General features: G+C 70.7%; 13 protein-coding genes and 1 tRNA gene. 4 read left to right on the forward strand and 10 right to left on the reverse strand.

The genetic code is table 11. From position 1 onward, the window contains the following. Positions 1–19: 19 nt before the first annotated feature. Genes pknB through ACZ7LE_RS00665 form a run of 7 tightly spaced genes read right to left on the reverse strand, consistent with a single transcriptional unit; the run spans position 20 to position 9,678 of the window. Positions 20–2,041, reverse strand: a complete 2,022-nt coding sequence (gene pknB / locus ACZ7LE_RS00635) for a Stk1 family PASTA domain-containing Ser/Thr kinase (RefSeq protein ID WP_470401480.1) — start codon at positions 2,039–2,041, stop codon at positions 20–22. After that, complete coding sequence (locus tag ACZ7LE_RS00640) at positions 2,042–3,898, reverse strand: protein kinase domain-containing protein (RefSeq protein WP_470401481.1); 1,857 nt, start codon at positions 3,896–3,898, stop codon at positions 2,042–2,044. It abuts the gene before it with no gap. Then, positions 3,895–5,430, reverse strand: a complete 1,536-nt coding sequence (locus ACZ7LE_RS00645; RefSeq protein WP_470401482.1) for a peptidoglycan D,D-transpeptidase FtsI family protein — start codon at positions 5,428–5,430, stop codon at positions 3,895–3,897. Before ACZ7LE_RS00645 ends, ACZ7LE_RS00640 begins: the two co-directional genes overlap by 4 nt. Further along, entirely contained in the window at positions 5,427–6,932 is a 1,506-nt protein-coding gene (locus ACZ7LE_RS00650) for an FtsW/RodA/SpoVE family cell cycle protein (protein WP_470401483.1), read from the reverse strand. The genes ACZ7LE_RS00645 and ACZ7LE_RS00650 overlap by 4 nt, the downstream gene beginning before the upstream one ends. Next, positions 6,929–8,452, reverse strand: coding sequence for a PP2C family protein-serine/threonine phosphatase (locus ACZ7LE_RS00655; protein ID WP_470401484.1), 1,524 nt, complete (start codon positions 8,450–8,452; stop codon positions 6,929–6,931). The genes ACZ7LE_RS00650 and ACZ7LE_RS00655 overlap by 4 nt, the downstream gene beginning before the upstream one ends. 7 nt (positions 8,453–8,459) lie before the next feature. Beyond that, on the reverse strand, positions 8,460–8,951 hold the full coding sequence (locus ACZ7LE_RS00660) for an FHA domain-containing protein FhaB/FipA (protein WP_470401485.1): 492 nt from the start codon (positions 8,949–8,951) through the stop codon (positions 8,460–8,462). Between the two features lie 10 nt (positions 8,952–8,961). After that, positions 8,962–9,678, reverse strand: a complete 717-nt coding sequence (locus ACZ7LE_RS00665) for an FhaA domain-containing protein (RefSeq protein WP_020017306.1) — start codon at positions 9,676–9,678, stop codon at positions 8,962–8,964. Between the two features lie 240 nt (positions 9,679–9,918). Between ACZ7LE_RS00665 and ACZ7LE_RS00670 the strand changes: the two genes are divergently transcribed. Beyond that, positions 9,919–10,002, forward strand: a tRNA-Leu gene (locus ACZ7LE_RS00670). A 181-nt stretch (positions 10,003–10,183) separates the two neighbouring features. Here the strand turns inward: ACZ7LE_RS00670 and ACZ7LE_RS00675 are convergent. After that, a complete protein-coding gene (locus tag ACZ7LE_RS00675; RefSeq protein ID WP_470401486.1) occupies positions 10,184–12,529 on the reverse strand; it encodes a hypothetical protein in 2,346 nt (781 codons plus the stop codon). Between the two features lie 597 nt (positions 12,530–13,126). Further along, positions 13,127–14,383 (reverse strand): anhydro-N-acetylmuramic acid kinase, encoded by a 1,257-nt coding sequence (locus ACZ7LE_RS00680; RefSeq protein WP_470401487.1) that lies wholly within the window; start codon positions 14,381–14,383, stop codon positions 13,127–13,129. A gap of 71 nt (positions 14,384–14,454) precedes the next feature. Here ACZ7LE_RS00680 and ACZ7LE_RS00685 point away from each other — a divergent pair, with 71 nt between their 5' ends. Both ACZ7LE_RS00685 and ACZ7LE_RS00690 read left to right on the forward strand, forming a co-directional pair. Further along, entirely contained in the window at positions 14,455–15,303 is an 849-nt protein-coding gene (locus ACZ7LE_RS00685; RefSeq protein WP_470401488.1) for a class I SAM-dependent methyltransferase, read from the forward strand. A gap of 244 nt (positions 15,304–15,547) precedes the next feature. Further along, a complete protein-coding gene (locus ACZ7LE_RS00690) occupies positions 15,548–17,548 on the forward strand; it encodes a hypothetical protein (protein ID WP_470401489.1) in 2,001 nt (666 codons plus the stop codon). Here the strand turns inward: ACZ7LE_RS00690 and ACZ7LE_RS00695 are convergent. Then, on the reverse strand, positions 17,538–18,368 hold the full coding sequence (locus ACZ7LE_RS00695; protein WP_470401490.1) for an alpha/beta fold hydrolase: 831 nt from the start codon (positions 18,366–18,368) through the stop codon (positions 17,538–17,540). The two genes, ACZ7LE_RS00690 and ACZ7LE_RS00695, sit on opposite strands and share 11 nt — an antisense overlap. 419 nt (positions 18,369–18,787) lie before the next feature. On the opposite strand from ACZ7LE_RS00695, the gene ACZ7LE_RS00700 reads away from it, so the two are divergent. Continuing rightward, positions 18,788–19,285: a low molecular weight protein-tyrosine-phosphatase gene (locus tag ACZ7LE_RS00700; protein WP_470403260.1), complete on the forward strand. Its 498-nt coding sequence runs from the start codon at positions 18,788–18,790 to the stop codon at positions 19,283–19,285. The last annotated feature ends 48 nt before the right edge of the window (positions 19,286–19,333 follow it).

A 19,333-nucleotide genomic window follows, 5' to 3' on the forward strand; every position in this document is an offset into this window, starting at 1 on the left:
CGGTCAGGGGCCGACTGCGTTACGGGATGATGTCCTCGCCGTCGCCTTCCCCGCCGCCCTCCGGGCCGGTGGAGATCACGAGGTTGATGTACGAGCCCACGTCGACGGTGGAGCCCGGAGCCGGGTCGGACCGGATCACCTGGCCGGCGGCGAGGATGTCCGAGGGCTCCTCGGACGCCTGCTGGCACGTGATCTGCACGCCGGTGCACGCGACCTGGGCCTCGTCGAGCGTCTTGCCGACGAGGTCCGCGGGGACGGTCGTCTCCGTCGGTGCCGGCGCCTCCGCGATGTAGACCGTCACCGAGGTGCCCTGCTTCACGTCGCCGGCCTCGGGGTCCGTGCGCGACACCGTGCCCGGGGTCACCTCGTCGCTCTCCTCGGTGTCCCACTGGATGGTGCCGAGACCGAGGTTCGCGAGCTGTGCCTCGGCGCCCTCCTTGGACTGTCCGATCACGTTCGGGAGCGTGGTGTTGCCGGTCGAGAGGTACAGGACGACGTCCGAACCCTCCTGCGCGGTCTGGCCCGCGCCCGGCTCGGTCTTGGTGACCTGGCCCTGGCTGACGTCGGGGCTGTTCTCGGACTCGGTGCCGCTGACCGAGAGGTTCAGCTCCTCGAGCTTGGCCCGGGCGTCCGCCTCGGACAGGTTCTTCAGCTCGGGCAGGGTGACCTGTCCCGGCGCGCCCGCCACGTAGACGGTGACCGTCGAGTTCGGCTCGACCTGTTCGCCCGCGCCCGGCTCGGTCGTGCCGGTCGTCTGGCCCTCGTCGAGGTCGGACTCCTTGTCGATGGCCGACTGGAACGTCAGCCCGGCGGCTTCGATCTGTGCCTTCGCCTCGTCGGCGGTGAGGCCCTCCGAGATCGTGGGCACGGCGATCGTCGTCGGCTCATCCTCGCCACCGCCGTTGATGACCATGGCGATGATGATGGCCGCGACCGCCGCGAGGGCGATGCCGAGCAGCCACCACATGAGGGCCTTGCTCTTCTTCTCGGGCTCGCGCTGACCGTTGCGGGTCTGCGGGCCGGGGTAGCCGTTGCCCGGCGTGATCGGGCTCTGCTGTGCGGTCGCCGGGCCCCAGTTGCCCTGGCCCGGCGTCATGACCTGCGTGGCCCCGTACGCGGGCTGGCCGGCGACCTGGGTCGCGCCCATCATCGCGGCGCCGACCATGGGTGCGGTGACCTGGCCGCCGCGCATCGCGGCCTCCAGGTCGCGGCGGAACTCGGCCGCGGTGCTGTACCGATGGTCGCGGTCCTTGGTGAGGGCCTTGAGGGTGATGCGGTCGAGCACCTCGGGGACGTCGGTGGCGACCTCCGACGGGCGCTGCGGCTCCTGGCCCACGTGCTGGTAGGCCACGGCGACCGGGGAGTCGCCCTGGAACGGCGGCCGCCCCGTGAGCAGCTCGAACAGCATGCAGCCGGTGGAGTACAGGTCGGAGCGGGTGTCCACCTGCTCGCCGCGGGCCTGCTCCGGGGAGAGGTACTGCGCCGTGCCGATCACGGCATGGGTCTGCGTCATCGTCGCGGCGGAGTCGGCCATGGCGCGGGCGATGCCGAAGTCCATCACCTTGACCGCGCCCGTGGGCGTGATCATCACGTTCGCGGGCTTGATGTCGCGGTGCACGATGCCCGCGTGGTGCGAGTACTCCAGCGCGCTCAGGACGCCGACCGTGATCTCGACGGCCTCCTCGATCGGCACCGCCGCGCCGTCGGTCAGGATGTCGCGGACGGTGTGGCCCTCGACGTACTCCATGACGATGAACGGGACGTGCACGTCCTCGCCGGCGGCGTTCTGGTGGATGTCCTCCCCGGTGTCGTACACGGCGACGACAGCGGGGTGGTTGAGCGCGGCAGCCGACTGCGCCTCACGCCGGAACCGGGTGAGGAACGACGGGTCGCGGGCGAGGTCGGAACGGAGCACCTTGATCGCGACGGTACGACCGAGACGGGTGTCGTGGCCGATGTGTACCTCGGCCATGCCGCCACGGCCGACGAGCTCGCCGACCTCATAACGGCCGGCGAGTACGCGGGGCGTGTTCTCCACCACTCATAGGTCCTTTGATGTCGTGGCCGTCTGCCTCAGGGCATACGACTCGTTGAGGAGCATCATCCCAGAAGCGGCCAGTCCGGCCGCTGCCGGGGGATTCAGCGTTTCGGCGTAGATTTCGGAGGAACCCCACGGCTCCCGCAGAGCGCCGTCGTCGCCGCCCCCGGTGACCAGCATGATGAGGATGACCACGAGCAGCAGCCCGACCAGCGCGACGAGCGGCCAGGACACGCGGATCCCCAGGCGATCCTCGATCCCGTTCACCCAGCCCTGGATGTCGGACGACAGGCTCCGCCGTCCCTTCCCAGGGTGCCCTCCCGAGCGCCCCTGCTGGGGGACCCGCCGCCCGTCCTGGCGTGTCGAGTGCAGGTCGCGCCGCGACGGATAGGCCCGTGCGGCCCCGTTCCCCGTGCCCGAGGGCGGGGGGACGTACCCGGGTGCTGCAGGCCCGCCGTAGGAGTCGGAGCCGTAGGCGCCCGACGTCGTGCCGTACCCGGCCGAGTCGGTGCCGTACCCCGCCGAGTCCGAACCGTATCCGGCGGAGTCGGTGCCGTACCCGGCCGAGTCCGAACCGTATCCCCCGGAGGCGGGACTGCCGGCCGGCGTGCCCGGAGCCGGTGAGTAGGGACGTCCGTAGGCGTCCGTCCCGTAGGTGCCCGACGTCGTGCCGTACCCGGCCGAGTCGGAACCGTAGGAGCCGGAGCCGAACGGCCCGGAACCGTAGCCGCCTGCCGGGGTGCCGGGGCCGTAACCGCCCGCGGGGTTCCCGGAACCGAAGCCACCCGCCGCGGAGCCCGAGCCGTAACCGCCGGCGGGCGCCCCCGGACCGGGGGACGGCTGGGGCGGCGCGGACTGGGCGTTGGCCACGGTCGTGTGCCGCCCGCCGCTGGTCGGGCCGAACGGGGACTGCCTGCGGGCGTGCGAGGGCCCGGGCTGCGGCGCGCTCGACCGGCCGTTGCCGGAGCGCTGCGTGGAGGAGGTCTGACCGTCGCGGCGCGAGCGGCGTGCGTAGCGCGAGCTGCCGAACGGGTCCTCGGCGATCTCCGCGGCGAGCATGTCCAGGTGCCGCGCGAGCTGGTCGGCCGAGGCGATCCGCTGCGCCGGGTCCTTCTCCAGCATCTGCGTGATGGTCTCGGCCAGCCCCGGGTGCACCGAAGTCGGCAGCAGTGGCATCGGTGCGTTGACGTGCGCGATCGCGATGTCCACCGGCGTCCGGCCGGTGAAGGGACGGCGGCCCGCCGTCGCCTCGTAGGCGACCACGCCGAGCGCGTAGATGTCCGAGGCACCCGTGGCCGACTGGCCGACGGCCTGCTCGGGGGACAGATACTGCGCGGTGCCCATGACCATGCCCGTGGCGGTCATGGGCACCTGGTTCTGGGCGACCGAGACGCCGAAGTCGGTGATCTTCACGGTGCCGGAGTGCTCCAGCAGGATGTTGCCTGGCTTCACGTCGCGGTGCACCACGCCGGCGAGGTGCGCGGCGTGCAGGCCGCGTGCGGTCTGCGCCAGGATCGGCAGCAGCCGGGCCGGCTGCAGCACCGGCTCCCGTTCGAGCAGGTCGGCGAGTGGCTCACCCAGGACGAGCTCCATGACGAGGTAGCCGGCGCCGTTCTCCTCGCCGTAGTCGAACATCTGCGCGATGTTGGGGTGGACGAGGGTCGACGAGTTCCGTGCCTCCGTGCGCAGGCGGCGGAGGAAGTCCTCGTTGCCCGTGTACTCCTCGCGGAGCACCTTCACGGCGATCTCGCGCGCGAGCTTCTCGTCGCGCGCGACCCACACCTCGCCCATGCCGCCCATGGCGATGCGCCGCACCAGCTTGTAGCGATCGCCCAGCGACAGACCCTCGACCGGTCTCATTTCGAGATCGCCGCCTGCATGATCTGCGCGGCGATCGGGCTGGCGAGGGCGCCACCCGTGGTCTCGTTGGTGGACTGGCCCTCGTTCTCCAGCACCACGGCCACGGCGACCTGCGGGTCGTCGGCCGGCGCGAACGAGGTGAACCACAGCGTGGGCGACCGGGGGTCGTCCTCCGCGGTACCGGTCTTGCCGGCCACCTGGACACCGGGGATCTGCGCGCCCGTGCCGGAGCCGTCCTCGACCACCGCGACCATCATCTCGGTCAGCGAGTCGGCCGTCGACGAGGAGAACGGGCTCTTGTAGCGGTTCGGCTTGGTCTGGCTGACGAGCTCGAGATCGCTGTCCCGCACGCTCTGGATGAGGTACGGCTCCATGAGGTCGCCGTCGTTCGCGATGGCCGCGGAGATCATGGCCACCTGGAGCGGCGTCAGGCGCAGGTCGCCCTGGCCCATGCCGGACAGCGCGATGCGGGCGTCGGAATCGTCCGTCGCGGTGTCGGAGAGACCTGGGTAGACGCCGACCGAGGTGGTCATCGGGATCTCGAGGGACTCGGTGAAGCCGAAGTCCTGGAACATCTGCTGCATGCCGTCCTTGCCGACCGTGTTGGCCAGCTCCAGGAACGCGGTGTTGCAGGAGATCCGCAGGGCGTCCTTGAGTGTCATCGACCCGCTGGCGTCACAGGTCTCGCCGTCGAAGTTCTGCACCCGGCCGCCATCCCCGGTCGTCCCAGGGAGCTGGTAGACGTCCTTCGCCGGGATCCTGGTCTCGGGGTTCATCCCGTCGTACTCGATGGCCGCGGCCGACGTCAGCAGCTTGAACGTGGAGCCGGGCGGGTAGATCGCGTTGATCGTGCGGTTGATGGTGGGGCCGTAGGGGCTGAGCCGCTCCTCGCCGCCGATCGAGTTGACCTGCGGCTTGGCGTTCAGGACCTCCTCGGCGGCGGCGGTGGCCGCCTTGCTGTCGTGCGAGGACAGCGCGTTCGGGTCGAACGAGGGCTTGGAGACCATCGCGAGGATGGCGCCCGTCTTCGGGTTGATGGCCACGGCAGCGCCGACGTTGTCGCCCAGGGCGTCCCAGGCGGCCTTCTGCACCTTGGGGTCGATCGTGAGCTCGACCGAGGAGCCCTGCGCCTCCTCACCCGTGATGAGGTTCTGGAGGCGGTCCAGCCACAGCGAGTCGTCCTCGCCCGCCAGGTAGCTGTTCGCGTACCGCTCCATGCCGGTGATGGAGCCGTTGATGCTGAAGTAACCCGTGATCGGCGCGAACACGGCGGCCGCACCCGCGTCGCCGTCGGAGTAGGTGCGCTGGTACTTGAAGTTGTCGTCCACGGGGACCGACGTGACGATCGGGTCGCCGTTGCTCACGACGATGGGGCCACGGTCCCGGCCGAGTGCGCTGTAGGTGCCCCGGACGTTCCGGGGGTCCTCGTTCAGGCTCTTTGCCGAGACGAACTGGATCCAGGTGGTCGAGACCATCAGGGCCAGGAACATCACCATGACGACGGTCGACAGGCGGCGCAGGGTCGCGTTCACAGGTCCACCCCCCGCACGATCTGGGTCGCCTCGTTGGGCGTCGGGCCGCGGCCCGCACCGGCGTCGGTCCCCGCCTGGACCGGGGTCGCGCCCGGCCCCCCTACCTCGATCGCGCCGCCGCCCACCACGGCGGGCGCGGGGTCGGCAAGGGTGCCGCGGGTCGGCAGGGCCGACGGTCGCCGGGCGGCGTCGGAGATGCGCAGCATGAGGGCGATGACTATCCAGTTCGCGAGCAGGGACGATCCGCCCTGCGCCATGAACGGCAGGGTCAGACCGGTGAGCGGGATGATGCGGGTGATACCGCCCACGACGACGAAGAGCTGCAGCGCCATGACGAACGCGAGGCCACCCGCGAGCAGCTTGCCGAAACCGTCACGCACGCCGATCGCATGGCGCAGGCCGCGCTGCACGATCACCAGGTAGATCAGCAGGATCGCCAGCAGGCCGGTGAGGCCGAGCTCCTCGCCGAGGGCGGCGTACACGAAGTCCGAGAACGCGAACGGCACGCGGTCGGGGAAACCCTCGCCCCAGCCGGCGCCGAACATGCCGCCGTATGCCATGCCGAACATTCCCTGGACGATCTGGTAGGACCCGCCGAAGTCGCGGTCGTAGAGCTCGGCGTTCAGGGGGTCGAGCCACACGTCCACGCGACCCTGCACGTGGCTGAAGATCGACCAGGCGACGACGGCGCCCGCGGCGAACATCGTGAGACCGATGACGATCCAGCCGACCCGGTCGGTGGCCAGGTAGAGCATGCCGACGAACAGGCCGAAGAACAGCAGCGAGGTACCGAGGTCCTTCTCGCCGACGAGGACCGCCAGGGAGACGGCCCAGACGATGAGGATGGGGCCGAGATCACGCAGGCGCGGAAGCTGCAGGCCCAGGAACTTCTTGCCGGCCAGGGCCAGCGTGTCGCGGTTCGCGACGAGGTAGCCCGCGAAGAACACGGCGAACGCGATCTTGGCGAACTCCGCCGGCTGCAGCGAGAACGGGCCGATGAAGATCCAGATCTGCGCGCCGTTGATCTCCTTGCCGAGGCCGGGGACCAGGGGGAGGACGACCAGCACGATGCCGACGATCATCGCCGTGTAGGTCAGGCGGCGCAGGCTGCGGTGGTCGCGGATCACGAAGATGACGATGCAGCCCAGGATGATGCCGATCGCGGACCACATGATGTGCCGCGGCGCGTTGGCACCGGCCATGGCGATGTGCTGCGACAGGTCGAGCCGCAGCACCATCGCCATGCTGACGCTGTTCAGCAGCACGACGGCGGGCAGGATCACCTGGTCGGCGTAGGGCGCCCGCAGCCGCAGCACGATGTGCGCGGTGAAGGCCAGCGCGGCCAGGACGAGCGAGTACGTCCAGAACCCCTCGGGCAGGCCGTCCTCCATGGAGTAACCGACCATCCACATGCCGGCCATGCCGAGCGCCAGCGCGACGACCAGCAGGATCGCCTCCGCGACGCGGGTCGGGGCCTTCTCCTCGGGCTGGAGGACGCTCATCCGTTCCCTCCCGTCGTGGTCTCCTTGGAGGCGGTGGGCGTGGACTTCGGCGACGAGGTGCTCGCCGGCTCGCTCGTGGTCGGCGTCGGGGTGGACGAGGGCGACGGTGAGGCCGACGGCTCGGTCTCCTCGGTCGCCTCGGCGATCAGCCGCTCGGCGCGCCCGCGGGCGTCCTCGAGCGACGTGGCGCGGATGGTCTCGTTCACCCGGTCCGCGACGAACGCGGGCAGGTCGTCGACGCGGGTGCCCGTGAGCTCGACCGCCGTCGAGAAGGTCAGGGGTCCGGCCGTTGCCGGGATGCCGCGGAACACCGCGACCTGGCCGTCGGACTCACCCACGTAGTACTGGGTCTGGGTCCAGCGGTAGCCGCCCCAGCCCGCCAGGACGAGACCCACGACGAGCAGCAGCGCGCCGACCACGGTCAGCCAGACGCGCTTCTTGCGCGTCGGCGCCTCTTCGCCGGCTTCCTCAGTGAGGTCGTCGTCGGGCTGGATGTCCGGCCGGTACTGCTCCTCGTCCGTGCCGCCCGCGATCATGGCCTGCTCGAGCGTGTCGGCCAGGTTGTCCTGGGCCGCCGGGTCGGTCAGCACGCCCACCGCCACGGGGGCCGGCGCCTGCTGTCCGCCGTTCGTCGCGCCGCCGCGACTGAAGCCGGTCACGGTGTCGCCGTCGATCTCGGAGTGCGGGGCGGCGCTCGCGGCGGGTGTGCCGCCACCGGCCGCGGTCACGCCCGCGAGGGCGGCGGAGCCGACGATCTCCGGGGTGACGGTGGCCGTGGTGCCCGCCGCGGCGGCGTCGTCCAGGACGTCGGCCACGACGACGGTGATGTTGTCGGTGCTGCCCGCGCGCATGGACATCGAGACGAGCCGCTCGACGGCGTCATACGGGTCGGGCACGGTGCTGAGGACCTCGGCGATCTCGCCGTCCGGCACGAATCCGGACAGGCCGTCGGAGCAGAGCATCCAGCGGTCGCCGGGCACCGCCTCGCGGATCGACAGGTCGGGGGTGAGGTCCAGGTCGAAGTCGCCGAGGACCCGCATGACGACGTTGCGCTGCGGGTGGCTCTCGGCCTCGTCCGGCGTGATGCGGCCGGTGTCGACGAGGTGCTGCACGAAGGTGTGGTCCACCGTGACCTGCGCGAGCGTGCCGTCCCGCAGCAGGTACGCGCGCGAGTCGCCCAGGTGGGCCATGGCAAGCGTGTTGCCGGACTTCAGCAGCGCGGTGACGGTGGTGCCCATGCCGGCCAGGTCCGGGTCGGCCGTGGTGGCGTCGACGAGGTCCTGCCGGGCGCGGTCGATCGAGCGTTCCAGCTCGGACATCGACTGGTCGGAGCTGTGGTCGGGCCGGTCGAGGCCCACCAGGGCCGCGATGGTCAGCGCGGACGCGACGTCGCCGCCTGCGTGTCCGCCCATCCCGTCGGCCACGACGAGAAGGTTGGGCCCCGCGTACGCGGAGTCCTGGTTGTTGGAGCGGACGAGGCCGACGTCGGAGCGCGCGGCATACCGCAAGGTCACGGTCACGTGGTGGTCATCCCTGGAGCTCGACGACGGACTGTCCGATCTGCACGCCCACACCGAGGCCGAGCGGGAGCACGCCCTGGACCCGCTCCTCGCCGATGTAGGTGCCGTTCGTGGAACCGAGGTCCTCCACGAACCACTGGCCGCCCTGGGGGAAGATCCGTGCGTGGCGCGACGACGAGTAGTCGTCGTCGAGCACGAGGGTGCAGCTCGGCGCGCGGCCGATCAGCACCCCGGACGAGGTGAGGGGAATGGTCGTCCCGGTGAGCGGGCCGGCCACCACGACGAGCCGCGACGGGCCACCGCGCTGGGGCGCGCGCGGCGCACCGCCGCCGGGGGTCGGCGTCGGGGCCGGCCCCGCCAGCTCGGGCCGGCGCCGCCGGCCGCTGGACGTGCGTGGCCCCGCGAGGTCGCGCCGGAGCACTGCGACGGCGGAGAGCACGAACACCCACAGCAGCACGAGATAGCCCAGCCGGAGCAGGGTGAACGTCAGCTCACTCATTTCGGTTTATTCACCAGTCCTCGTTGTCCGCACCGGACGCACTGCCGGTCCAGAACATGATGCGGGTACGGCCGATGGTCATCGTGTTGCCATCGAGCAGGGTCGCGGCAGGAACCTGGTGGCCCTCGACGTACAGGCCGTTGGTGGAGCCCATGTCGGTCGCCACGACGCCGTCCGGCGTCACGCGGATCTCGAGGTGACGCCGGGAGACACCCGGGTCGTCCACCACGATGTCCGCCTCGGCGTCGCGCCCGATGACGGTCACCGGTCCGGTGAGCAGGTAGCGCTGACCATCGATGTCGATGAGCGGGTGCCGTCCCGTCGGCGCGCCGGAGGTCGCCGGGGCGACGCTTCCCTGCACGCTGCGCGACCGCACCGTGAAGCGGCCGGGCACCAGCTCGTACTGCTCGTCGAACGTCACGCTCACGGGGCCCACGAACGCGTAGTGCTGCGTCGCGGCGTACGCCGTGATGTTGGACGCGAGCTCGTCGGCGAGGGTCTGTGCACCCCACGCCTCGATCTGGGCGAAGTCGTCGGGAGCAAGCTCGATCGTGAACTCGTTCGGTGCGACGGTACGGTCGCGTCCCACGACCGCGGCACGGTCGTCCAGTTCACGCCGCAGCCTGCTCGCCAGCTCGACGGGCTTCACTTCGCCACGTCCCACCTTGGCGAACGCGTTGTTCATCATGCGCTCCACGCTCTTCTCGAAGCGGTCCAGGGCGCCCATGCCACCTCCTTCCAGGGTCTGCGCCGGGCAGACTACCTAGATCGTATAGACCGGTAGGTCCCCGCAGACTCCAATACTGTGGATGTCCTGCGGATCTTCTCCGATCTTCCCTCAGGTGGCGCGGCGAGGAGAGACGTGGGCGGATCCGCACGCTACTAGACCTGCGGCGGGACGTGAACCACTTCACTGTTATTGGATTCGGAACTGCCCTCCGAGTCGTGCTAGCGTCTTCCTCGCAGCGCGCGAGTGGCGGAATAGGCAGACGCGCACGGTTCAGGTCCGTGTGCCCGAAAGGGCGTGGGGGTTCAACTCCCCCCTCGCGCACGTTGTACGCAAGGCCCCGACTCAGATGAGTCGGGGCCTTCGTCTTGCCCGGCTTCGGACCCCGGCCGCGTGCCCGAGATGGGTACTTCTCCCCCGATATTTCTGGGGTCATGCGCGCAAAAGCCGGGGTGGCGACGTCGTGGGACGCCGCCACCCCGGCTGGTGCGGGCCGCCGCGCGTGTCAGCGGATCGTCACCGTCCGGGTGCTCGTCACCGACTTGGCCGTGTACCCGGTCCGTGAACCGGTCACCGTCACCGTCAGCTGTTTGCCCCGGGCCTGCGCCGGAATCACGAACCGGTTGCTCGTCCGGGTCGAGATGGTCGTTCCGTTCGCCTTCCACACGTACTTCACCGACGACGGCGCGGCCGACCACGTCCCGCGGCTCACCGTGAGCATCGACCCGACCCGCTTGGTCCCCGTGATGATGGGCCGCGGCGCCGTGAAGGTTCCCGCGGCGACCGTTGACGTCGCGGAGCTCGCGACCGATCTCGTCGTGTAGCCCGTACGCGAACCGATCACCGTGACGGTCAGCCGCTTCCCCTTCGCCGACGCCGGCACCACGAACGTGCTCGACGTCCGCGTGGAGATGGTCGTTCCGTTCGCCTTCCAGACGTACTTGACCGACGACGGCGTGGGCGACCACGTCCCACGGCTCACGGTCAGGGTCTTGCCGACCTTCGCCGTGCCCTTGATCGTGGGCTTCGGGGCGGTGAGCGTCCCGGGGGCGACGGCGGCGGTGGGGGCGCTGGTCGCCGACGACTCGTAGTACTGCTTGAGGCCGGTGACCGTGACGGTGACCTTCTTGCCCGCCGCCGAGGCGGGGACGGTGAACGTGCTCGACGTCGCGCCGGTGACGGCGACGCCATCGACCTTCCACGCGTAGCGGAAGCTCGTGGGTGTCGGCGACCAGATGCCGGTGGACGCCGACAGCTTCGCGCCGACCTTCGCCGTTCCCGTGACCCTCGGCGCTGCTGCGCCGAAGACGCCAGGCTCGACGGTGACCGTCCGCTCCAGACGGGCGGGAGCGAAGCCGTATCCGCCCCGATACAGCACGGCCAAGGAGTAGGTGCCAGGAACCAGATCGTCCTCATGCCCGATGGCGAGCCGGCCGTGGCCTGCCGAGTCGAGTTGCGCACCGGTGCCGAAGCGCCTTCCGTCATCGAGCTCCAGGACCGCTGTGCCCACCGGGGCGAGCGAGTCGGACAGCACGTCGAACGAGACGAAGTCCGGCATCTGGCCGTAGCGCCATGAGGTTGGTAGGTCGCTCTCGATGCGTGTCGTTCGAGGTGCCAGGACCACGATGTCCGTCGTGAGTGACGTCGAGTCCGCGGTGCCCCAACCCTCGTACCGGATGTGCACGGTGTAGGAGCCCTGGCGAAGCTGGAGCCTGTCCAGGCAGATCTGATCGGTGTTACCGCTGGAGTCGCCCCACCCCGGGTGACCTTCCACAGTGATCAAGATTTCGTCGTGCGGCCACCAGCGAGGGGAACCGTCGGCTGTGGCCAGGTTAAGACACAGCGTCTCGTCTTCCTGCGAGGTCTCCGGCCAGTTCGTCGGGCCGGACGGCGTGATGACGACCGGGCTGGGCTCGGCGAAGTCGAGGGTGGTGCTGATGGTCGTGGTCGCATACGGGGAGCCGTAGAACGTCACGTCAATGTCGTAGGTACCGACCTGTTCGTGGTCGGGCAGGTGGAACACCGCTTCTCCGACACCGCCGTACGCACCACTCTTGCGGGTCTCGTTCTTCCGGCCGTCGGGCGCCCGAACGTCCAGGGCCACCTTGCCGTCTACAGGTGTGCCATCTGCGAGCGTGGCCGTGGTGCGGAATCTGACCGTGTCCGTCACACGCAACGCGCGGTTCACGGGAACGTCGTTCGCGACCGTGACCTCGACCGGGATCGCGTCTCCGGTCATGATCGCCCAATGGATGCCATATCCGTCGTCTCCGCCGACAGCCGAGAACACGGCACGGTCTGCGGGTACTGCGGGCAGCTCGGCATCCTCTGCGCTCATGCCCCAGCTCACGATCGTTCCGTCGTCGAGTGCTGCCGCGCCTTGGTCGTCTTGCATGGCCGCGAGCGAGATGATCGTTCGGCCCGACGGGGCGGCCGCCGCCTGTGAGCCGTCTGATGAGATGACCCGTCCGTCGTCGGTCGCGGCCAGGACCTTGCTCTGGCCCATATCGATACCGGTGAAACGCGCTCCGGACGGCGGACGGACCAGGTGTCCGCTGCCGGTGCTCTGCCCGTCGCAGTAGACATAGGCGCCGTCGCTCCGGAGCGCCGCCCATCCGTGCGGATACTCGCTTGCTGATATGGCCGTGTAGCGCAGACCCGGCTCGGGGATCAGACCATCTGGGCAGAAGGCGTCACTCTCCGGAACCTCCAGCGCGCCGTCGGACCGCAGCACGTACCGGCCGGAGATTGCGGTGTACGTGATCCCGTCACGTGGCTCGGCGACGTATTGCCCGCCTTGTGACACGACAGCGCCGTCGGAGCGGAGCAGCCGTCCCGAGTTGAACGACATTGCAGTGACGGCCACATACCTCATGCCATCAGGCGCTGTCATCAGCGAGTCTGCGTGCGAAGGGTCGTACGCCCGTCCGTCGTTGCGAAGGATTAGGAGCTCTGACCCGTCGGACGAGATGGCTGTTGCATGGGCGCCGTCCGGAATCGCGGCCGGCGCGGTTGGACTGACCACCGGGTCGTAGGCCCATTCTCGATTGCCCCACACCACAACCTGGCCGCCGTGCTGGCTCGGCGTCCCTTCCTGCACGAACGCGGGATCGAGGGAGTCGCCGTTCGTTCCAGCAATCGCTGTCGGGACGCCCGACCGAGACTGTGCTGCCTGGGCAGGTGACACACCAGCGGACGTCATACCGAGCCCGAGTACGAGACCTGAGGCCAGCAGCGACGCGCAAGTCCGCCGGGCCGAGGGAAGGAACCGCCGTGTTACCGAGGTCGACATCGAGCGCTCCATCAGTAGCCGCGCGTGGTCCACACGCGGGACGACAAGTCGCGTGACTTTATCGGTTGCAGGGCGGCTTTTCAGTCAAAATCGGGCGCCCTGCTCCGCTTTCACCCGTCGGCGCCGCTTCGGATCAGGCCTGCGAGTCACGGCGCCTCAGCCTGGCGGCAAGATCTCCAGCTGCCTCGGCCGTCCCACGCCCGCACTCCGCCCCGGGGGGTACTGCCCGTCCGCTCCTGGCGTCACCGACCCCAGCACGCTCGGATGCCTTGCCCCGGTCGCCCCCGGCAGCACGCCGGGCAGGCCGTGCCACGTGTGCCAGCCCAGCACCGCGAACGCCAGCGCCTCCTTGGCCTGGCTCGGCACGCCCAGCTCGTCCGAGGTCCGGACGGCGACCCCGGGCAGCTCGGACCGGAGCGCCGCCATGAGCGTCGGGTTGCGGGTGCCGCCGCCCGAGGCGACGACCTCGGTGGCAGTGTGTCGCACGGCGTTCGCCACGGTGCGGGCGGTGAGCGCCACCAGCGTGGCGAGCAGGTCCTCCGCCGTCGGCTCGGTCGGGCCCAGCCGATCCAGCAGGTAGGAGAGGTGGAACAGCTCCTTGCCCGTCGACTTGGGCGCCGGCCGGGCGTAGTACGGCTCATCGAGCAGCCGCTCCAGCAGACCGGGGAGCACGCGGCCGCGGGCAGCCAGCGCGCCGTCGGCGTCGTAGGCGAGGCGTCCGGCCGTGATGTGGCGGGTCGCGGCGTCGAGCAGCGCGCAGGCCGGGCCGGTGTCAAAGGCGACCGCCGCGACCGCGGGCGCGCCCGCGGTCGCATCGCCTGCCGACGGCAGCACGGTCACGTTCGCGATGCCGCCCAGGTTGAGCGCGACGGCGCCGGGGCGGCCGGCGAGCCACAGCGCGTCGAACAGGCCGACCAGCGGGGCGCCCTGCCCGCCCGCGGCGACGTCGCGCGTGCGCAGGCCCGAGACGACGGGGAGACCGGTCGCCTCGGCGATCCACGCGGGCTCGCCGATCTGCAGGGTGCCCCGTACGGCTTCACCAGCGGGAGCCCAGTGGAAGAGCGTCTGGCCGTGGGAGACGACCAGGTCGGCTCGCCCTCCGCAGAGCTCGGCCACGGCACGGGCCGCGACGTCGGCGAAGGTCTGTCCGATCCCGGTGTCGAGCCGGCACACCGCCTCCGCAGTGGTGGCGGCCGGCGGGAGTGTCGCCACGAGCGACGACCGCAGCGCCTCCGGGTACGGCACGGAGAGGTGCCCGAGGGGCGTGAGCGTCAGCGTGTCGCCGGCGAGCCGGAGGTCGCACGCCGCGGCGTCGACCCCGTCATGGGACGTGCCGGACATCAGGCCGACCACCCGCAGCGACAACTGCGCATCGGCCGGTGAAATGTGCGACGCGGGTATGGGATTCACCATCACGGCGACGCCTCCGGTCGTGTTTGCACCAGTGTTAGCCCTTACTCCCCGTTTGCGTCACAATCTCCCACATGCTTGACGTCTCGATCGCCCCTGCTCCGGCGCCGGACGCGCCGTTCGAGGACCACGTCGAATGGGCGCGAAACGCCCCTGCGACTCCTGCTACACCCGCGGCGCTGTTCACGGGTGGTCTCGACAACGCACTTGTCGACGACCGTCTCACGATCGACGCGCCGGAGTGGGACTACCCCACGCTGGCCCGCGAGATCGTGCTCAAGTCCCGGGGTGCCGTGCTCGACATCGGCACCGGTGACGGCGACTTCTTCGCGGGCCTCGGCCCGCTTCCCAAGGGTTCGGCCGCCACGGAGCTCGGTCCGGCCTTCCTCGCTGCCCGACGGCGCCTGGAGCCGCTCGGCATCGACGTGCGCCGCGTGGAGCCGTCGTGGACGGGTGACGTGCTGCTGCCCTTCTTCGACGGTCAGTTCAGCGCGGTGCTCAGCCGGTTCAGCAGCATCGACCCCGACGAGGTGGGCCGTGTGCTGGAGCCGGGCGGCACGTTCCTCACCGAGCAGGTGGACACCCGCGACGGCTTCGTCCTGAACCAGGTGCTGCGGGTGCCGCTGGGCTGGGACCCGGACGGCGTGACGATCGACGTGATCTCCGACGGCCTCGTCGCCTCCGGCCTCGAGATCGTCGAGGCCACCGAGTACGCGGGGACGCGCACGTTCAAGGACCTCTCCTCCGTGCTCTGGTACCTGCGGGTCGCGGCCTGGCAGGTGCCCGACCTGGCCGACCTCACCCCGGCCGCCGTAGCCCGCCACGAGGCGGCGCTGCGCGGGCTGCACATGCACTTCGCGACGGGCAACGTGCTCGTGGACGAGGCGCCGCGGATCCTGGTCACGGCGCGCCGCCCGTTCTGAGGCCGGCCGTTCTGCGAGCCCCGTTCTGAGACCGTCAGGGCCCGTCGGGACACACGTCCCGACGGCCCCTGCTGGGCCAAAGAATGTGCGGCGGGTGAATCCAGGGGTGAACTTCGACGGTTTTAAGCCGATTCCCGCACAATGTTGCTTCCGGCAGCATTCGCGGCACGTTACGTTCGCGACGCCCGGGGCCGACGGCGGTCCCCGGTGCCCCGTCCTGTCACGGATCGCGAAGGACCCCCCCATGAAGCAGAAGCTCTTCGGCGACGCCCACCCCGCGTTCGCCGCCCCCACCCCGAGAACGGCCCGGCGCTGGCGCGCCGGCGCATCGCTCGCCACGCTCGCCTTGGTCGCCGGACCGTTCGCCGCAGTGCCGGCGTCCGCCGCGGAGGCCGACGCGCCCGTCTTCACCGGAACCCTCGCGGTGAACGGCGCGGCGGTGGTCGGCTCCACGCTGGCCCTCGACGAGACCGGCGGCACCTGGACGCCCGAGCCCGAGTCCGTCGCCTACGCGTGGTACCTCAGCGCCGACGCGGTCCTCGACGCCGCGGACACCCTCGTCGAGGGTGCCGGCGACCCGACGCTCGACGTCCTGCCCGCCTACCTCGACCAGTACGTGATCGGCACCGTCGCGGCGACCGCCGGTGGCCTGACGAGCGGCCCCGTCGCGGCGGCCTCCGGCGTCGTGTCCCTCGGCGACCTCGCCCCCGGCACCCCGACCGTCTCCGGCACGGTCAAGGTCGCCTCGAAGCTCACCGCCCGGCCCGGCACCTGGCCCGAGGGCACCTCCCTCGCCTACCAGTGGAAGATCAGCGGCACCACGGTCGCCACCACGACGACGTTCACCCCGCAGGCCGCGCACGCGGGCAAGACCCTGCGCCTCGTCGTGACCGGCACCAAGGCCGGCTACGCCCCGAAGACCGCCTACAGCGCGTTCTCGACCGTGGCGAAGGCCAGCTTCGTCACCACGACGCCGAAGATCAACGGCACGGTCAAGGTCGGCGGCCTCGTGGGCGCGACCACCGGCCACTTCTCGCCGACGGCCACGCTGACCTACCGGTGGAAGGCGAACGGGAACCCGATCTCGGGCGCGACCAGCCGCACCTACACGATCCCCAGCCGCCTCCACGGTGACAAGCTCACCGTCACGGTGACCGGCTCCAAGGCGGGCTACACGACGAAGAGCCTGACGTCGGCCGCCGCGGTTGTCTCCAAGCCGTTCTCCCGGACGTCCGCACCGACGATCAGCGGCACCGCCCGCGTGGGCCAGACCCTCACCGCGAACCGCGGCACCTGGTCGCCCACCCCGTCGGTGGTCACCTACCAGTGGCGCGCCAACGGCACGCCGATCGCGGGCGCGACCAGCCGCACCTACCGGCTCACCACCAAGGAGCACGGCAAGCTGATCTCGGTGCAGATCACCGGTCGCAAGTACGCCTACCTGCCGGCGTCGCGCCTCAGCTCGGCGACGGCCAAGGTGAAGTGGCCCGTCGGTATCAGCACGCCGAACGTCACGACGCAGCCGACGCGCTACGTGGACACGACGGTGGGCAAGACCGTCACGCTCAAGGTCTCGGCCACGGGTGGCGGCCTCAGATACCAGTGGCAGCGCTGGACCCCGGCGAGCGGCACCTGGACCAACATCGGGTCGAACAGCTCCACGTACCGGTTCACCGCGGCGCCCGCGCACGAGCTCAACCAGTTCCGCGTGGTCGTGTCGAACATGGCCGGCAAGGACACCAGCAACCGGACCTACCTGTGGGTCCGCTCCTCGCTGTCGTCGCCGTTCGCGGCCTACCAGTGGTTCAGCCTGTGGAACTACAACGCCGCGGTCAGCGAGTCCTACGAGTACGCCGGTTACCTGACGGCCGAGGTCGGCGTCTGCGCCGCGCCGGGCTACTACCCCAGCAGCGACATCTCCGTGCAGTTCGTCGGCAGCAACGGCGTGACCTACCCCGGCGCCGGCCAGGAGCAGCCCGACCACATCTCCTGGGGCGTCCCGCTCGACGGTGACGGGTGCGGCTTCTTCCGTGCCTACACCGAGGCCCCGCGGTCCGTCTGGGTGGGCGGCCGCTGGCGCGTCACCGACCGGTCGGACGGCCAGGTGTACCACCAGTACGTGAAGTACGACAGCCTGGACACGGCGCGCACCGGGTCGGCTCGCACGCTTGCCGGCTCGTCGCAGCTCGACGCCCTGATCGGCTCGTCCCCCGTCGTCGGCTCGCGCGCCTCGCTCACGGACTGACGGCACCGAGGAGGCCCACGACGGCCTCCGCCATCGCTTCCGGCGGCACGTCCGCCCCGTGACCGGGAACGGTCACGCGGCGTGCCGCCGGAAGCACGGCCACCAGCGAGCCCGCCGCCGCCGCGACGGCGGCGGCGCTCGCGGCGCCGTGGACCACGAGCACCGGCTGGGTGATCAGGTCCCAGCGACACATCAGGGCACGTGGCCCCAGGGCGACGGCCGCGAGGACGCGACCGTCGTAGGCGATGGTCGGCGCCATCGACTCGAGGTCCGCCCACGACGCCGACGCCCGCATCCGCGGCACCAGCCGGCACGGCATGCCCACCACGTCGAGGAACAGCTCGACGGCGCTGCCCGGGTCCCCCGCCGCCACGCACGCCTCCACCCCCGCGATCATCCGGGGATCGGTGGGCGGCTCGCCGCCGGCCACGTCGTAGCCCGGCTCGTAGCAGAGCACCCCGGTGACCACGGAGCCCAGGTCGGCGGCCGCGCGCAGCGCCAGGAACGCGCCCGTGGAGATGCCCAGCAGCATGGCCGGGCCTGTGACCTGCAACAACGCGGCGATGTCGTCGACCTCCCGGTCCACGCTGTACGGCGGGGTGTCGTCGCTCCCGCCGCGTCCGCGCCGGTCGTAGCGCAGCGTGGTCACGCGGTCGCCCAGCTCCGCCGCCACGGCGAGCGTGACGGGCATCCGGTGGGCGAGGACGCCGTCGATCACGACGACCGCCGGCGCCAGGCCGCGGGCCGGGCCGGTGAGGTCGAACGCGATCCGCGTGCCGTCGGCCGACGTCGTGAACGCGTCGACGGTGGTGATGGTCATGCAGGGCAGACGGGCCGGTCCCCCGAAAGTCGTCGCTCGGCAGAATGCCCGGGGCTACGAATTTCGCCGCGAGGAAAAAACCTGTGCATACGCAATGAGGCGGCGTAGGTTCATGGGCACATGAGAAGGGAGGTGATCCGAGAAGTGATTTCACATCGGACCCATGAGGTGGTCGCGCGCTAGTCGCGTGACGCTGTAAGCGTTTCGCGCCGACGGCGGTCGGACGGCTCAGCACGGGGCCTTCCGGACGCTCAGGCGCAACGGGACATTGGTGGCGATTTCCTCGCGACCACCGGAGCCCGCGGGTGCCGTGCCCTCGTCCAGCACGGCTGACACATGTCGCCCCGCGGGCTTTCCCGCGCCCGGAGAAGTCCGGGAGAGCCGCAAGGGAGAATGGGCGCGTGACTGCCTACCGCGTGATGACCGTCTGCACCGGCAACATCTGCAGGTCCCCGATGGCCGAGATCGTGCTGCGCGACCGCTTCGAGGCCGCCGGCCTGGGCGACGCCGTGGTCGTCGACTCGACCGGCGTGAGCGACGAGGAGCACGGCAACCCGGTGGACCGGCGCGCTCGCGCCGTCCTCGCCGAGCACGGCTACCCCACCGGCGACGGTCACCGGGCCCGGCAGGTGACCAGGGACGACGTCGGCTCGCGGGATCTGGTCCTGGCCATGACCGCACGTCACGCGCGGGCCCTGCGGAACCTCGCGGGCCGTGCGCAGGCCGACACGACGATCCGGATGTACCGGTCGTTCGATCCCGCAGCGCAGGGCGCGTCCGAGCAGCAGCTCGACATCGCCGACCCCTGGTACGGGGGTCCCGAGGACTTCGAGGAGTGCCTCGCCGAGATCGAGGCGGCGGCGGACGGCGTCGTCGACTTCGTCCGGGCGGAGCTGGGCGTGCCCTCGGGCGCCTGATCGACATTTCACCCCGTCCCGACCGGCTCGTCGCCGGTCCGCCGTCTA

The sequence above is a fragment of the Promicromonospora sp. NPDC110617 genome (genome assembly GCF_055598465.1).

Bases quoted from the DNA above. Each gene is read 5' to 3' on its own strand.
- ACZ7LE_RS00640 (WP_470401481.1), bottom strand. From the start codon at position 3,898: ATGAGACCGGTCGAGGGTCTGTCGCTGGGCGATCGCTACAAGCTGGTG.
- ACZ7LE_RS00650 (WP_470401483.1), bottom strand. From the start codon at position 6,932: ATGAGCGTCCTCCAGCCCGAGGAGAAGGCCCCGACCCGCGTCGCGGAG.
- ACZ7LE_RS00660 (WP_470401485.1), bottom strand. From the start codon at position 8,951: ATGAGTGAGCTGACGTTCACCCTGCTCCGGCTGGGCTATCTCGTGCTG.
- ACZ7LE_RS00665 (WP_020017306.1), bottom strand. From the start codon at position 9,678: ATGGGCGCCCTGGACCGCTTCGAGAAGAGCGTGGAGCGCATGATGAAC.
- ACZ7LE_RS00675 (WP_470401486.1), bottom strand. From the start codon at position 12,529: ATGTCGTTCAACTCGGGACGGCTGCTCCGCTCCGACGGCGCTGTCGTG.
- ACZ7LE_RS00680 (WP_470401487.1), bottom strand. From the start codon at position 14,383: ATGGTGAATCCCATACCCGCGTCGCACATTTCACCGGCCGATGCGCAG.
- ACZ7LE_RS00685 (WP_470401488.1), top strand. From the start codon at position 14,455: ATGCTTGACGTCTCGATCGCCCCTGCTCCGGCGCCGGACGCGCCGTTC.
- ACZ7LE_RS00690 (WP_470401489.1), top strand. From the start codon at position 15,548: ATGAAGCAGAAGCTCTTCGGCGACGCCCACCCCGCGTTCGCCGCCCCC.
- ACZ7LE_RS00695 (WP_470401490.1), bottom strand. From the start codon at position 18,368: ATGACCATCACCACCGTCGACGCGTTCACGACGTCGGCCGACGGCACG.
- ACZ7LE_RS00700 (WP_470403260.1), top strand. From the start codon at position 18,788: ATGACCGTCTGCACCGGCAACATCTGCAGGTCCCCGATGGCCGAGATC.